The following is a 14,469-nucleotide window of genomic DNA, read 5'->3' as shown; positions in this document are numbered from 1 at the left end:
ATGGTCCGAATCAACAACCCGCGGGTCGCCCTGTTCCTGACCCTGGTGCTGGTGTCAGCCTTCACTCTCCCCATTACCGGCCTGGTGGGCGAGGCCCCCCTGGCCACCGATGACCCGGTGACTGCGGCAGCCGCCCTGCACATGGCCGCGGCCCCCACCCTCACCCTGGCCACGGTTCAGGAGTACCTCGCAGGCCTTCCCCCGCTCTACCCCCTTGCCGCGGCCACATTGTCCCATGCCACAGCCCCCTTTCTGGAGGGCATGGCTCCCCTTCGCCTGACCTCGGCCCTTTTCAGCCTGGGTACCCTGGTGCTCTTCTTCAGCTTTGCCCTGCGCTACGGAAAAAGCAGGTTTGCGCTCCTTGCCACGGCCCTTCTGGCCACCATGCCCGGTTTTGCCTTCGGTGCCGGGTGGATCGGCCGGGACCCTGCCCTGCTTTTTTTCCTGATGGCTTCGGTGACGGCAACCTTTAGAACCTTTGTGGACGATTCACCGCCCTGGATCCTCATGGCGGGAACGGCAACGGCCGGAGCCTTTCTCACCAGCTCATGGGACGGGCTCCTGCTCATCGCCTGTGTCTGGGCCGCGGGCATTGTCTGGTTTATCAACTCCCGAGGCCCGGGAAGAACCAGCCATGTCAGCCATCTCTTTTTTCACCTGGCCGCCCTTCTGGCCATCCTCGTCCTCACGAGCGGTGGCATGGTTACCCAGGTCATCGGCCATACGGCGGCCCCCATTACTCAGGGGTTCTGGATCCCCGCATTCCCCCCCGCCCCGCCACCGTCGCCCACCAAGCTGGCCCTGCAGATCCTTGCTCAGACCTGGCCCTGGACGCCCCTGTTCTTTATCTATGTGGGGCTCGTTACAGCCCGCACCTTACGGAGCGGTACCCTGTCTCCAACCCCCATGTTCATTATCTTCTGGTTCCTTGCCTCCCTTCTCCCCACCATCACCGGTGAGACGGGGCTCAGCCCGGTACTCCCCCCCCTGGCCCTCATGGCAGCCTTTGTCCTGAGGGACGGAATGCCCATGTGGGTCCGCCCCTTTGCCGCAGCCTGGTCCTGGGCGGTGGTTCTGATCCTGTTCATCCTGGCCTTCTCCCCGGGCCTGCGCCTTTTTAGCCTTCGCACCGACCACGCCATCCTGCCCGGACTCCTCCGGGGCGACCTCTTCTCTCCCTTTGCCGCCACAGGGCTGGTCCTGGCCGCCGTCACCTGCGTGGTAAAACCATCCCCCTCACCCGCACGGGGCGACTCCTCACCGTCACCGCCATCCTCTGGGTAACCCTGGCCAACGGCCCCTTTTCCGCCTTGACCGGTCACCGGGCATCGGAGATCCGCCCCCTGATCACCGCCATCCAAACCCACCCACACAAGGGCACCGCAGCGTACGGGGTGGACCGCCGCCTCCGGGCCTCACTCTGTTTTTACGGGCGGCTTCACCTGCTCAACACCGACAACCTGGATCGCTGCTTTGACATCCTCAAAGGAGGAGACCCCGATTATGACACCCTGCTCATGCAGTCCGATGCCGCTGATCACCTCCCGGAAGCCCTCTCCATGGTCCCGGTGACCATTGTGGAAAAGGTTCCCCTTGAAAAGGGCGGAAGTCTCCTGTTTGTGCGGGGACGATAAAGCAGAATCGCAACAAAAAACCCGGAGAGCTGGGCGGTGTGGGTTCGCTCAGCTCTCCGGGTTTGTTTTTCCTGATCCTTTGGTTTTTCAGCTTGGAACAACCAGGGTAAAGGTGGAACCTTTTTCAGGGGTGCTTTCCACCCTCACCTCTCCGTTGAGCAGGTGCATCACGTGCTTGGCGATGGCAAGGCCCAGGCCTGTGCCCCCAAGCTTTCGGCTCCGGGCACTGTCCACCCGGTAAAAGCGCTCAAAGAGCCGGGGAATGTGCTCGGCAGGAATTCCGCACCCCTGGTCCGACACCCGGATCTCCACCCTGTCCTCGGTTCGTGCCACAGCCACGGTGACGGTGCTCCGGGCCGGACTATACTTGATGGCGTTGTCCAGTAGGTTCACCACAGCACGCTCCAGGAGCATGGGGTCGAAGGTGGCCATCACCCCTTTGGCCCCTGTCACCTCCAGCGTCACATCCTTGGCGTCGGCGCTTCCCGAAAGAAGAAGAAGGCTGGTCTCCAGCACCCCGTCCACCTGAGACGGCGTCAGGGAAAGCTCCCCCTGCTGCTGCTCGATGCGGGAGAGTTCCAGAAGGTCCTCAATGAGGTGGGTCATCCGCTCCACGTTCTTTTCGATAATGGTGTAAAAGCGATCATGGCTCTCGGGAAGCTTCTCTTTTTCCAGCAGGATCGTCTCCACGGCGCCCTTGATGCAGGTCAACGGGGTGCGCATCTCATGGGACGCGTTGGAGGCAAAGTCCCGGCGCATACTCTCCAGCCGACGCATGCGGGTGACGTCGTTAAACACGATGAGGGTTCCCAGGCGCGCCTCCCCCACACCCTTCAGGGGCGTGCTCCGGCTGTGGAGCAGGGTCTCCCGGTTGTCCCAGAGCTTGATGTCCTCTTCCATGGCCTCGGAGGTGCCTGCGGCCTTTTCCACAAAACGGATAAAAGCGATGTTGCGGATCGCTTCGGACACCCCGAAGCCCACGGCCTCCCCCGGCACCAGGCCGAAAATCCCATGGGCCGCAGCGTTCATGCTGATGATGGAAAAATCCGCGTCCACGGCCATCACCCCTTCCACCATGCTCGACAAAACGGCCTCCATCTCGTTTCTCTGGCGAGTGGTGGTGCGGATGCGCTCATCCAGCTGATGTGCCATCAGGTTCATGGACTCGGCGAGCCCGCCGATCTCTAAAGAGTCAGGGACGTAAAGCTTATGACTGAAATCCCCTTCGGCAAAAAGGCGCGCACTCCGCTGCATGTCGGAGATGGGGCGGCTGATCTTCCGGGAGACCACGAGACTTATGAATCCTGCCACCAGGGCCGTGGCCAGTCCCCAGAAGATGATGCGTTTCTGAACGGAACGGACTTCGCCTTCAAGGGCCGTCATGGGAAGCGCCGTACGCACCACCCCCAGCACCACGTTGTCCTGCTCAATGGGAATGGCCACATACATCATGTTGGTGGTCAAGGTGGCACTGAAGCGGATGGACAAGCCCGTCACGCCTTCCAGGGCCTTCACCACCTCCGGGCGGGAGCCATGGTTCTCCATGGCGGCCGAATCCTTTGTGGAATCCCCCAAAACCCACCCGTCCCGGTCAATGACCGTCACGCGGCTACCGGAACGTTGGGACGACGCCTTGCAGTAAGCGTCGATGTCGGCTAAACGATCCCCGTTCATGAGGGGGCCCACCCGAAGTCCCATGACCCCGGCAAGGGACTCCAGATCCCGGAGGGTCTGCTGGTGATAAAAGGAGGTCATGGAGGAGATGGCCAGAAGGCTCACCGCCGTAAGGGCCAGGACAAGGATCCCCACATAGGAGGGAAAAAGCTGCCAGAAAAGACGTTTACGCTGCATCATGGATCTATCATTGCCTGTGTATAAGGGGTAAAAAAGAAACCGCGGCCTTGACCGGATGTCAGACCTCTTTGAACCGATAACCGATGCCCCGGACCGTTTCGACATATTGGCTGCAGGGCCCGAGTTTCTTGCGCAAACCGGCCACAATCACGTCCACGCTGCGATCCGTAACCGCGTAGTTGTCCCCCCGGATGCCGTCCACGATCTGGGACCGGGTGAAAACCCACCCGGGTCGCCGGGCCAGGAGCAGCAGCAGGGAAAACTCGGAGAAGGTGAGCTCCACCCCCTGGCCCTGCACCTTCACCTGGACCCTGCCGGGACGAATCTCGATCTCCCCCAAGAGGAGCACCTCGTCCATGGTCGCGTCCCTCTCCCCCTTGTCGGTGCGTCTCCTCACCGCCCGGACCCGTGCCAGGAGCTCCCGGGGGCTGAAGGGCTTGGCCACGTAATCATCGGCACCCAGCTCCAGACCGGTGACGATGTCGGCCTCTTCTCCCTTGGCCGAAAGCATCACAATGGGAATATCCGCGGTGGCAGGGCTCCCTTTAAGGCTGCGGGTCACCTCCAGCCCGTCGATGCCGGGCAACATGAGGTCCAGGACAATGAGATCCACGGTTTCACGCCTGGCGATCTCCACGGCGCGCTCCCCGCTTGCCGTACAGGTCACCTTGTAGCCTTCCCGTTCGAGGTTGTATTTCACCAGGTCCAGAATGTCCTCTTCATCATCCACGACCAGCATATGTGCTTTGGGTTTCATCACGTTCTCCATGGAAAGGGTGGCTTTGACGGCCAACGAGCCCGTCAAGGGTGCTGTAGGTTGTAAACCCGTTGTGTTAGGCTTGTGTTAGGCAGGTGTATGGATCGTGTAATCTCCCCGTTTTCCAAGGGCCCCCATACCGCCACGGGATAAAAAAAAGGCGAGGTTCCATGGAACCTCGCCTTGTTGTCGTAGCCCCGGCACCCGAAGGCCGGGGCCTTTGATATGGTTACCTATCTTCGGGAAATCCCCTGGGAAAGATGTACCGTGAGATGCGCGCCAGAAATCCGATGCGCCGATCCCCGGGCCGACGCCGAAAGAGCCCTTTCCCCTCGAAAGTGCCCCGTTGACGCCGTTCGTCGCCCCGGCGTCTCCATTTCGGATAGGTATCAAAGTGAAATCGCTTGTTATTCCCGTCTCTCCTCTCCTGGGTTTCTGCCATACGGCCCCCCTTTGCCGTTTCGGCGGTACCTCATGCGGGGCCTTTATCGCAGGAGCTGCTCCATCGGCCCATGCGAAACCATCCGAAACGACGCTCACTGGAACGTCTCCGTTCCAAAATACACCGATTCTCCACCCCGCCCTCTTCGGCGCTGTGGAGCACCCCATACCCCTGTCGGCGCTCAAACGGTTCACGCCGATCCAGCCCGAAGCGCCGCTCCAACGTCGCAAGGCGGGACATCGCTTCCGGGTCGAGATGAATAATGGTACTCATAGGACCTCCCGGCACAGGGCGTGTCAGGCACGAAACGACTCACGGCACCGGGCTTTGGCCCACGGCCGTGACCGCCCTTTGCAGGCGACGCACCGCCCGCAAGGATTCCGCGCCTATCCAACTGATTCCACTTCAATATACACCCCTTACCCCAAAGGTTCAAGGCGGGTTCACACCCCGCCAGGGCCAACGCATTTGTAACTATTCAGCTCAAAAAAAAACAGCCTCCGGCGGCAAGGTGTGCCACCTTGAAAGCAGGTTGCGGATGTGTTTTGCCCCTCGTTCCTCGGGTCAAATCACATCCGCCTTTAAAGTAAAAATTCACTCAAAAAGATTTTTTAAAACCTGTTTGTTAAACTTTTTAAAAGTTTAGCCCCCGGCAGGGCCGCCGGAGGCATAAGCTGAATAGTTACAAGTATTTAACGATTCAACTTGCCTCCGACAGGGCCATCGGAGGTAAAATCTCAATGCGTTTTCCCTCACCCGGCAGCGCCATCGTAAAAATCAACCAGGGCGGCCACCACCTCGTCCCGCTTCTCGTGGTGGGCCACGTGGCGGCAGTCGCTCACCTTAAGGGCCGTGGCCCCGGCCACCGAGCGGCAGATGGCCTCCACCTGGCCCCAGGTGCCGTACTGGTCGTGTTCCCCCTGAATCACCAGGGTTGGGGCCGTCACCGCGGAGATGGCCCCGGTGATATCCCAGGTTCGATGGGAAGGGGAAAGCCAGGTATCGGCCCACCGCCGAAAGGCTTTTTCCGTATTGTCGCCATGGTGCCGGGCGAGTTTTTCCCGAAAGGTGCCCTCGGCAAAATAGCTGTCGGCATCGGCAATGCCGTCGATGGTGAGCTCGTCCACATACACATGACAGGCCTCCACCACGATCCCGGTCGTGCGGTGGGGAAACATGGCCCCGAACAACAGGGCAATGGTGCCGCCGTCGCTGTGGCCGAAAAAGAGGGCCTGGGAAAGGCCCAGGGCGTCAAGCACCAGCGGCAGCATGGTCTCTGCCTCAAAGGCGGGGTACTGGGAGTTGGCTTCCCACTCTGTCAAAGGGGATGATTTGCCGTATCCCCAGCGATCCCATGCCCAGACCGTCCGGCCCGTGGCCCGGCTGAGGACCTCGGGAAAGTCGTGCCACATCCCCACGCACCCCAGCCCTTCATGCAGCAGCACGATGGGCATGGCACCGGGGCTGTCCCCTTTCACACACACGGTGTAAAGGGTCTGGCCCAGGACAGAAATCACCCGCTCCTCACGCATGGGCCTCTCCTTTTACGGAGGCTGCAAGGGCCACCAGGGCCATGGTTACGGCAGGGACCATGTAGTCGGCACGGGTCACGGCCCCGTTTGAGAGAAGGCCGATGATCCCTTCGGCATAGCCGATGCGCCGGCTCTCTGAGAGCCCGGCCCGGTGCACGGCCTCGTCCAGCTCGCAGCCCCCGTCCACAACCATCCGGCACACCTCGCCGGGGAGTTCAAAGGCCGGGCCCACGCCCCGGTGAAACCGCTGGCCGTCATAGATCACGCAGGCGGTGAGGTTCATGTATCCGGTCTCGGTTCCGGCAACGGGTACCAGGCCCGACTCCAGTCCCACGCCGAAGCCGGAGCCGCCGTAGGCCCCCTGGGCTCTGTTGTCGGCCCCGCTGAGGGTCTCCTCATAGCCCACCGGCTGGTCCGACACCCCGGAGGGAAAGGCCACCGACACAAACGAAAGGTTGTTGAATCCGTTAAAGCCTTGAAAAGCCCTTTTTACCGCATCAAGCTTGTTGGGGTTGGCCGATCCCACGGCCACCCGAACACTGTCCTGTAACATCACGCACAATCCTTTTCCATAAACCCGATGATATCCAGCACCGTCTGGTTCACGGGCACCGGCACCCCGTGTTTTTCCCCTAAGCGCACCACCTCGCCGGTGAGGGCGTCGATCTCGGTCTTCTTGCCCGCCTTGAGGTCCTGAAGGGTCGACGAGACGTGGGTGGCTGCCGTGGGAAGAAGGTCGCCGGTGAGTACCTGAAAATACTCCTCCGGGGTCTCCCACCAGGTACGGTAGCCGGCCGCGGCCATCACCGCAAAAATCTCGTTGACCACGGACCGCATCAGGCGCAGCCCTTCGGGGTGGTCGGAGAGCTTGCCGTAGGGCACACCGAAGATGGCCCCCAGAGAGTTCAGGGAACCGTTAAAAAGCATCTTGGCCCAGAGGTCTTTTCCCACGTCATCGGACGGGGTGCAGGAGAGCCCGCCTGCGGTAAGGGCCTCTGCCAGGGGCACCAGCTCCCCGTCCATGGACCTCTCCAGATGCCCCATGGAGATGGGGGCCACATGGACCGTAATGTGGCTGGTGTTGGGGGCCGGCCGGGAAAACCCGGTGATGACCCGGGCATTGTAAACCCGGTCGGGATCCACCCAGCGGGAAACCCGCTCCCGGTTGCCCCAGCCGTTCTGGCAGAGCACCACGCAGGTGGCTGGCCCCAAAAGCCCGGGAACCGCTGAAAGGGCCTTTCCCGCCTCCCCCGTGGCGCTGGACTTGGTGCAGACAAGCACATAATCATAGGGCCCGCTTGCCGAAAAATCATCCGGGGACACCCCGGCCCGCACGTTGCGAAACACCGCCTGCCCCAACAGCCCCGTGCGCTTGAGCCCCTCTTCCGCAATGACGTCAGCGCCTTCTTTCCGGGTCACAATATCCGGGGTCACCCCCGCCTCAGCAAGGCACGACGCCAGTCCCAACCCCACGGCACCGCCCCCAAACACCAGTACTTTCATATTATGAATATCCTTTCGCTGCCTCCGGCGGGTCGCTTTTTGAAAAAAGCTCCGCAAAAACGTTCCGGTTGCATCGCCTTCTGCCGCTCAGCCCCAGTGGGGCTGAGCGGCAGAAGGCGATGCCTGTTCGTTAATTTTATATAGTCGAATAGTTACGATCTTCCAGAAGGTCCAGGCAATTCACAAAAACCAGTTTGTCAAACGTTTCAAAAGTTTGGCCCCCGGCAGGGCCGCCGGAGGCATTTTTTCTTCCCGTACGCTTTACACCTGGCGCAGTTTGAGCCAGAGGATCACCGCTTTTTCCTCCCCTTTGTTTTTCCAGCGGGAGGGGGTGCGTTCCACCAGATGGATGAGGGAGCCTTCCACAGCTTCGAGGTCGCGGCTGCCGCTCTGGAAGAGGACGCTGCCCTTGATGACGTAGCCCACTTCTTCGCACTTCTCGTCGAAGAAGTGCTGTTTTATGACCCGGCCTGGCTCGATCTCCAGAAGCCACACCTCAAAGCCCGTGTCCCCGCCCGAGGGGATCACCTGGCGCACGGATCCGCCTTTTCCTGTGATGCCCGGGATGTTGATGTCCTGCCACTGGGAGGGCTCGTAGACAGGTGTGGCCTCTTCGGCGGAGTTGTCCGAGAAGAAGGAGCCTGTTTCCACGGCAAGGAGCTCTGCCATGCGGAAGAGGGCGGGAAGGGAGGGGTAGATCTGACCGTTTTCAATCTGGCTGATGGTGCTGGGGGTGACCCCCACCTGCTTGGCCAGACCGGTCTGGGAGAGGCCGGCGGAGGTGCGGAAGTGCTTGAGGCGGCTCCCGATGTCGATGCGGCCCCAGCCCTTCTGGTCCCCGGAGCCGAACACCACCTCGCCATCGCGCACCCAGTAACCCTGGGGCTTGTTCAAGGGGCCGTGCTCCCGGCCTTCGGCCTTGATGAGGTTGAAGAAAAACTTGCCCCGTTTGACGGAGAGCTCGATGACCACCTGGGCGATCTGGGCGATGCCCGCTTTCAGCCGGTCGCTGTGGGCCCGGTGCTCGATGAGCCAGTACGCAATGGTGCTCAGTTCATAGAGCTTGGGGCAGGTGCGGGTGTAGAACTTCAGGATCCGCTCCTCATCTCCCCAGAGGTCCTGCATGCCGGTGATGGACTCAAAGATAAACCGGGTGTCCAGACCGTGATCCGCCAGGTTGCTTTCCAGGGCGTCAGAGAGGGCCGAAGGATCCGAGGGGTTCTCCACCAGGATCACGTTGGCATTTCGTTCACGTGAGCTGTAGTACTTGAGGAACAGCTCACTGCCCCCGCCTTTGCCGTGGGTGAAACAGTCCAGGATGGTGAGCCCGGGGGCGTCGGCCAGGGGTCCCAGCTTTTTCACGAGGTTGTTGGGAGACCGGTCGAAACTGACATAGATCACCGGCTTGTCTTCCCGTGCGGATGCTTCCATGAGTTTCAGGCAGTAGTCGGAAGCCAGGCTCCCGGAATCATCATGCCAGATGACGTTGTCTCCCACCCGAAGTCCGTCAAGTATCTCGTCCACTTTCCCGATGCCGGTTCCCGCTTTTTGGTGCATTCTTACGTCCTCAAAATGGTTGTGAGCCCTAAAATTAAAGATCCCGTTCATGGTTCGCCACGCATGCGGCCGAAGGCGTCCCCTCCAAACGCCCGCGCCGGTAACACGCGTCTCCCCATAATAACAAAGCCCGAAAGAGGATGCGAGGCACACTCTTCCGGGCTTATATATAGCACTGATCAGGGATGAAATCCCCTATAACCTCTTATCGGTTAGCCGATGAATGCGTCTTCGGGCATCTCCATGATGGCGCCGGTGAGGCCTTTGACTGCGTCCATCTTGCCGAGGCCGACGGGCAGCATGTGCTCGATGAAGAACTTGGCGGTAACCACCTGACCTTCGTAGAAGGCTTTGTCCTTCTTCTTGGCTTTTTCGATCTTGGGCTGAGCAACGGCAGCTCTCCAGAGGTGCATCCAAGCCATGATCAGGTCACCGCAGCACTCCTGGAAGAGGGTAGCGGAACCGAAGGCGTCGAGGAGTTTCTCGCTCATGGCGGCGCCGCCGATGGCCATGGCGCACTCACCGACCTTGTTCAGGGCGGCTTCAACCTTGGCAGCCAGGTCTTCGAGACCGGCTTCCTTGGCCAGGGCGATGGCAGCCTGGATTTCACCCATCAGGTCCATCATGGGCTTGCCTTTCTTCATGCCGAGCTTACGGCCGAGGAGGTCCATGGCCTGGATCCCGTTGGTGCCTTCGTAGATGGAGGTAATCTTGCAGTCACGAAGGAGCTGGGCCTGGGGATACTCTTCGATGAAGCCGTAGCCGCCGTAGATCTGGATACCCAGGGAGCAAACCTCGAAGCCCTTGTCGGTGCCGTAGCTCTTGGCAACGGGGGTCACGATCTCGATGAGGCCGTTGTACTTGTCACGAACTGCTTCGTCTTCGGCGGTGGAGACCATGTCGAAGCAGAAGCCCATGTAGTAGAGCAGGGAACGCATGCCTTCAACGTAGGACTTCATGATGAGCAGGTTGCGACGCACGTCGGGGTGCTGGATGATGGGCACACCCTTGGGCTCAGCGTCGAGCATGGAGAGCAGGTTGGGGCTCTGGATACGCTCTTTGGCGTAGTTTACGGCGTTCATGTAAGAGGTGGTGGCAAAACCGTGACCCTGGAGAGCAACGCCCTGACGGGCTTCGTTCATCATGAGGAACATGGCCTTCATGCCTTTGTTCTTCTCACCGATGAGGGTACCGCGGCACTTGCCCTTGCCGCCGAAGGCGATGGAGCAGGTGGCGTTGCCGTGGATGCCCATCTTGTGCTCAACGCCGGTAACGACAACGTCGTTGTCTTCGCCGAAGCTGCCGTCATCGTTGACCCAGAGCTTGGGCACGATGAACAGGGAGATACCGCGGGTCCCTGCAGGGGAGCCTTCGATACGGGCGAGAACCGGGTGGATCACGTTGGGAACCATGTCGGAGTCGCCGCCGGAGATGAAGATCTTGTTGCCCACGATGTTGTAGGTGCCGTCGTCGTTGGGGGTAGCCACGGACTCAAGGGCGCCTACGTCGCTGCCTGCGTTGGCTTCAGTGAGACACATGGTGCCGCCCCACTCGCCGGAGTAGAGCTTCTTGAGGTAGAGCTCCTTCTGCTTGTCGGAACCGAGGCTGGCGATGATGTTGCCGCAGCCGTGGGTGAGGCCGGGGTACATAAGGAAAGCGCAGTTGGCGCCGGTGAAGAGCTCACCGCAAGCCAGGGAAACAGAGTGGGGAAGGCCCTGGCCGCCTACTTCCGGTGCATCGGCCATGGCAACCCACTCGTTCTCGCAGAAGAGCTTGTAGGGCTTGTGGAATGAAGGGGGTACCTTCACCTGGCCGTTTTCCAGCTTGACGCCCTCTTCGTCACCGGTCTTCTGGGTGGGAAGAATTTCATTGACGGCGAACTTCCTGGCTTCGGACAGAACCATGTCGATGGTTTTCTTGTTGAAATCACCGTACTTCTCGGTCTCTGAAAACTGAGCAACGTTCAGCATTTCGTGAAGAACGTAATCCTGGTCCCTGCGGTCTGCAATCTGTTGTGCCATAACAAAATCTCTCCTTATATTAAGACATTTTAAGATTATTTAAGGCATATTAAGGGCCTTGTCAGCTCTGAAATCTAATGAATTCCCTTCCAATACAGCACTTTCGACCAAATCATTATTACTCAAAGCAGAACTATGTTTATGGTTTTACACAAAAAACCATTTTCTCGTCTGCCTTGTGCGGCAACGCCCTGCACAGGCCTGAAATAAGCCAATTGTCAGCGTTAACGCGGTATTATTCCAGATTTTTACCTGTCGGTCAATAACTATCCCGACCTCTCCCTCACTTGGAGACACAAAAGCCGTTGGTGAGAAGCTCAAAGGCACGATTCAACCAGGCTTCGATGTCATACGTCTCCCTGCTCCCGGAGACCCAGGGCCAGATGGCAGAAAAGATCACCCCGTAAAACAGGGCCGAGAGGTCTTCGGCGGGGTAGGGCCTGAACTCCCCTTTTTCAACCCCCTCCTGAAAAATCTCGGTGTAGGTCTCCACCATCTTGTCGTTGAGGCGATTGATGTCGGCGTTGAGCTCCGGGGAGAGGATCATGTCGACGCTGCTCCGCAGCGAGATATACACCCGCACAAAGGCCTGGTTGTTCCTCAGGAACCGGGCATTGGCCTGGAGACATGCGTACGCTCTGTCCCTGGGGGCCAGATCCTTTCGCGAAGCAGCCTCGGCAATGAGGCGCCCAAGGCGGATGCCCCGGTCCATCACCATGTCATGGAAAATCTGCTCTTTTCCACTGAAGTACTTGTAGATGGTGCCCAGAGGGTATTCAGACTTCTGACTGATCTGAGCCATGGTGGTCCCGTAGTACCCCCTCTCCGCAAAAACGGAAAGTGCTGCTTCCAGAATCTCTTCCCGACGCCGTTTGTACTCCCGTTCCTTTCTGCTCAGTCCCGAATCCGCCACGCCCCCTCCCAGTTAGTGAAGTAAATTTTATTATTATTTTGACTTATAATTCTGTCAAGTTGTTTCTCTACGAACCATCGGAAAACCGCCAAGGGCGGGCTGTTCCGGCGCCCTCCCCCTGCCGCTGAAATCTACTTGATCTGGTATCAAGGGTGTGTATGTCACCCAATACCTTGGGGAATCGCCCACCCTGCCCCGACTCACTTCGGGGTGATCTCCTCCTTGAGCAGGCAACACGCCACGCGCCACTCCGGGGTCCCATTTTCTTTGTATACAATGTTTCCGGGCTGGATGATCCGGTTCATGACGCACCCCTCGGCAATGGAGAGATCAAAGAGATCGGTCTCGTTGATGCGGGGGGCGTCCTTAAGCTTTCCGTCTTCGATGACCATGGAGTGAACGGGAAAATCTTCGCACAGGGGGCAGCGGTAGACCCTGCCGTTGGGAAAGAGAAAGAGGTTGTCGGCCACATGCCCAGCGCACTCAAACGCCTCGTCCTCCTCCAGGAACACCTTGGGCCAGGTGACCTTGATTCCCCTTCGGGCCACCTCTTCGGCCACCTTGGGGACCACCTCCATCCAGCTGTCCCGGGTGACGCGCATGAGGCCTTCCTCTTCGGCCTCTTCCCGGGCTGAGTTGCCTCGGATTCCCAGCACCTGGATAAAAAAGTGATTCACCCCGAGTTCTTCCAGAAGGTCGGGCATCTGATCGAGCTCGTGGAGGTTGGCCCCGCTCACCGTGTAGATCAGGCTGGTGGAAAAGCCCTTGGCCACCCCTTTTCGAATGCCCGCCATGCAGGTCTCCCAGGAGCCTTTGCCCCGAATGGGGTCATTGGTGGCGGCGGTGGCGCCGTCCAGGCTGAAGGAGAGGGCGTCCACCTCGGCCGGTGTCACCTTGTCGAGGATGTCGTGAAAGAGGTAGCCGTTGGTATCGATGGTGATGGAGGCGTAGCCCAAAGCCCTGGCTTTTTTCACGGCCCGGGCAAGGTCGGGATGCATGGTGGGCTCCCCGCCGAGGAAGATGATATTGGCCTCCTTGGAGCGTGTGGCAAACAGGGCCAGCCACTCTTCGATGGTCTCAATGGGCAGGGTCTGGGTTCCGTGCTGGGTGGGGTTGATATAACAGTGGCGGCAGGAGAGGTTGCAGGCCGTCAGGATATGGAAAAAGACGTTGGTGGCGTCTTTGGTAAAGGATACGGTCTTTCTCATTGTTTGTCCTTCTCATCCGGACCTTCAGGCAGGGGAAAAGACTCCCCACGGCAATCTGCCGATCCGAACACGGACAAAAAACGCGGCACAGGAAGAAATGGGGTTGTGACTCCCTGGTATTTCCCGGAGCTGTCTCAGTCGGCCATCATTGCTGGGAGCCTTCGATGTGGCGCCTGATGATGACGTTCATTTTCTCTTCTCTGATGCGCTGAAGATCCTGTTTGGTCTTGATCAATTCCTCGTTGGTTGCCCGAAGGCGAATGGACATGTACTCGGCAAAGATGCGGTAGAGGAGCAACAGAAAATCGAGGCGTTCGTCGTGGTCGGCCCCGTCCCCTTCCAGCTTCTCCCCGGCCATGGTGTTGACGGCGATGCAGGTGGTTCGTCCCACGGCCGTCACCGTGGCGGATCGCTTCAGGGAGTCGATGATGCGCATCTCCCCGAACAACTCCCCGATGTTGGTCAACCGGGTAATCTCCACATCCTCTTTGGATACACGGACAGAACCGGCCAGTAAAAAATAGAGCCAGGGATCCCGATCCCCTTCTTTGATGATCTTCTCACCGTCCTCGTACTCACGGATTTTACTCAGCTTCAGGAGTTTTCCGAGGTAACGGGTTTCGAAATTCTTCAAAGCCGGAATGCTCATGAGTTTCTGGATATTCTGGATATTATCCTTGAGATATCGCGTCTCAATCATGAAGCCTCCTGCCTCCTTTCCATAGAGAAATCCACAGCGGTCCCGTCGGCACATCCGACACAGACTTCAAATTAATCCCTGTTTGCAGATTATTCAATAAAAATTGTCACTATTCAGCTCAAACACGTCTCCGGGGGCCAAACTTTTAAAACATTTGACAAACAGGTCGTTGGTGAGCCCTTCCAGGCTTCGCCGAAATAAATTCGACCGGTTCCTGAAAAAATGGTGTGCGGCCTGCCGTGAGCTAGCCAAATACGGGGGACAGGCGAAGAGCCTTCCGGACCATTTCTGCCCGGGTCAATGATGGGGAGTGTGAAAGGCGCGGCAACGCCGCGCCTTTCAATGGGC

The 14,469-nt window shown here is 59.2% G+C and carries 13 protein-coding genes; 2 read left to right on the top strand and 11 right to left on the bottom strand.

Annotated features, from left to right (window positions below):
* Positions 1-1,284: a glycosyltransferase family 39 protein gene (locus ACOYW0_RS11760; protein ID WP_482418616.1), complete on the top strand. Its 1,284-nt coding sequence runs from the start codon at positions 1-3 to the stop codon at positions 1,282-1,284.
* A 26-nt stretch (positions 1,285-1,310) separates the two neighbouring features.
* Complete coding sequence (locus ACOYW0_RS11755) at positions 1,311-1,634, top strand: hypothetical protein (protein ID WP_482418615.1); 324 nt, start codon at positions 1,311-1,313, stop codon at positions 1,632-1,634.
* 87 nt (positions 1,635-1,721) lie between these two features.
* Here the strand turns inward: ACOYW0_RS11755 and ACOYW0_RS11750 are convergent, their stop codons facing one another.
* From ACOYW0_RS11750 to ACOYW0_RS11700, 11 genes are all read right to left on the bottom strand, one after another.
* The gene (locus tag ACOYW0_RS11750; protein ID WP_482418614.1) at positions 1,722-3,488 is read right to left on the bottom strand and encodes an ATP-binding protein; all 1,767 of its coding nucleotides are present in this window, start codon (positions 3,486-3,488) and stop codon (positions 1,722-1,724) included.
* A gap of 58 nt (positions 3,489-3,546) precedes the next feature.
* Positions 3,547-4,245, bottom strand: coding sequence for a response regulator (locus tag ACOYW0_RS11745; RefSeq protein WP_482418613.1), 699 nt, complete (start codon positions 4,243-4,245; stop codon positions 3,547-3,549).
* Between the two features lie 472 nt (positions 4,246-4,717).
* Positions 4,718-4,960 (bottom strand): hypothetical protein, encoded by a 243-nt coding sequence (locus ACOYW0_RS11740; RefSeq protein ID WP_180138273.1) that lies wholly within the window; start codon positions 4,958-4,960, stop codon positions 4,718-4,720.
* Positions 4,961-5,439: 479 nt separating this feature from the next.
* Complete coding sequence (locus tag ACOYW0_RS11735; RefSeq protein ID WP_482418612.1) at positions 5,440-6,219, bottom strand: alpha/beta fold hydrolase; 780 nt, start codon at positions 6,217-6,219, stop codon at positions 5,440-5,442.
* Complete coding sequence (yjjX, locus tag ACOYW0_RS11730; RefSeq protein ID WP_482418611.1) at positions 6,212-6,772, bottom strand: inosine/xanthosine triphosphatase; 561 nt, start codon at positions 6,770-6,772, stop codon at positions 6,212-6,214. Before yjjX ends, ACOYW0_RS11735 begins: the two co-directional genes overlap by 8 nt.
* The gene (locus ACOYW0_RS11725) at positions 6,772-7,722 is read right to left on the bottom strand and encodes a ketopantoate reductase family protein (protein ID WP_482418610.1); all 951 of its coding nucleotides are present in this window, start codon (positions 7,720-7,722) and stop codon (positions 6,772-6,774) included. Before ACOYW0_RS11725 ends, yjjX begins: the two co-directional genes overlap by 1 nt.
* A gap of 261 nt (positions 7,723-7,983) precedes the next feature.
* Positions 7,984-9,279 (bottom strand): helix-turn-helix domain-containing protein, encoded by a 1,296-nt coding sequence (locus ACOYW0_RS11720; protein WP_180138265.1) that lies wholly within the window; start codon positions 9,277-9,279, stop codon positions 7,984-7,986.
* 212 nt (positions 9,280-9,491) lie between these two features.
* On the bottom strand, positions 9,492-11,300 hold the full coding sequence (locus tag ACOYW0_RS11715; protein WP_482418609.1) for an acyl-CoA dehydrogenase: 1,809 nt from the start codon (positions 11,298-11,300) through the stop codon (positions 9,492-9,494).
* Between the two features lie 283 nt (positions 11,301-11,583).
* Positions 11,584-12,213 carry a TetR/AcrR family transcriptional regulator gene (locus tag ACOYW0_RS11710; RefSeq protein ID WP_482418608.1) on the bottom strand — a complete coding sequence of 210 codons (630 nt, stop codon included), beginning with the start codon at positions 12,211-12,213 and terminating at the stop codon, positions 11,584-11,586.
* A gap of 200 nt (positions 12,214-12,413) precedes the next feature.
* Positions 12,414-13,421 (bottom strand): radical SAM protein, encoded by a 1,008-nt coding sequence (locus ACOYW0_RS11705; RefSeq protein ID WP_482418607.1) that lies wholly within the window; start codon positions 13,419-13,421, stop codon positions 12,414-12,416.
* 145 nt (positions 13,422-13,566) lie between these two features.
* Positions 13,567-14,121: a cyclic nucleotide-binding domain-containing protein gene (locus ACOYW0_RS11700; protein WP_180138258.1), complete on the bottom strand. Its 555-nt coding sequence runs from the start codon at positions 14,119-14,121 to the stop codon at positions 13,567-13,569.
* Positions 14,122-14,469 lie beyond the last annotated feature (348 nt).

The sequence above is a fragment of the Desulfoluna sp. HI9BLuna genome, assembly GCF_056829775.1.
This window is presented reverse-complemented; position numbering and strand designations above follow the sequence as displayed.

Excerpts from the sequence above, each read along its gene's own strand:
- ACOYW0_RS11760 (WP_482418616.1), top strand. The coding sequence starts at position 1 with ATGGTCCGAATCAACAACCCGCGGGTCGCCCTGTTCCTGACCCTGGTG.
- ACOYW0_RS11750 (WP_482418614.1), bottom strand. The coding sequence starts at position 3,488 with ATGATGCAGCGTAAACGTCTTTTCTGGCAGCTTTTTCCCTCCTATGTG.
- ACOYW0_RS11745 (WP_482418613.1), bottom strand. The coding sequence starts at position 4,245 with ATGAAACCCAAAGCACATATGCTGGTCGTGGATGATGAAGAGGACATT.
- ACOYW0_RS11740 (WP_180138273.1), bottom strand. The coding sequence starts at position 4,960 with ATGAGTACCATTATTCATCTCGACCCGGAAGCGATGTCCCGCCTTGCG.
- ACOYW0_RS11735 (WP_482418612.1), bottom strand. The coding sequence starts at position 6,219 with ATGCGTGAGGAGCGGGTGATTTCTGTCCTGGGCCAGACCCTTTACACC.
- yjjX (WP_482418611.1), bottom strand. The coding sequence starts at position 6,772 with ATGTTACAGGACAGTGTTCGGGTGGCCGTGGGATCGGCCAACCCCAAC.
- ACOYW0_RS11725 (WP_482418610.1), bottom strand. The coding sequence starts at position 7,722 with ATGAAAGTACTGGTGTTTGGGGGCGGTGCCGTGGGGTTGGGACTGGCG.
- ACOYW0_RS11720 (WP_180138265.1), bottom strand. The coding sequence starts at position 9,279 with ATGCACCAAAAAGCGGGAACCGGCATCGGGAAAGTGGACGAGATACTT.
- ACOYW0_RS11715 (WP_482418609.1), bottom strand. The coding sequence starts at position 11,300 with ATGGCACAACAGATTGCAGACCGCAGGGACCAGGATTACGTTCTTCAC.
- ACOYW0_RS11705 (WP_482418607.1), bottom strand. The coding sequence starts at position 13,421 with ATGAGAAAGACCGTATCCTTTACCAAAGACGCCACCAACGTCTTTTTC.
- ACOYW0_RS11700 (WP_180138258.1), bottom strand. The coding sequence starts at position 14,121 with ATGATTGAGACGCGATATCTCAAGGATAATATCCAGAATATCCAGAAA.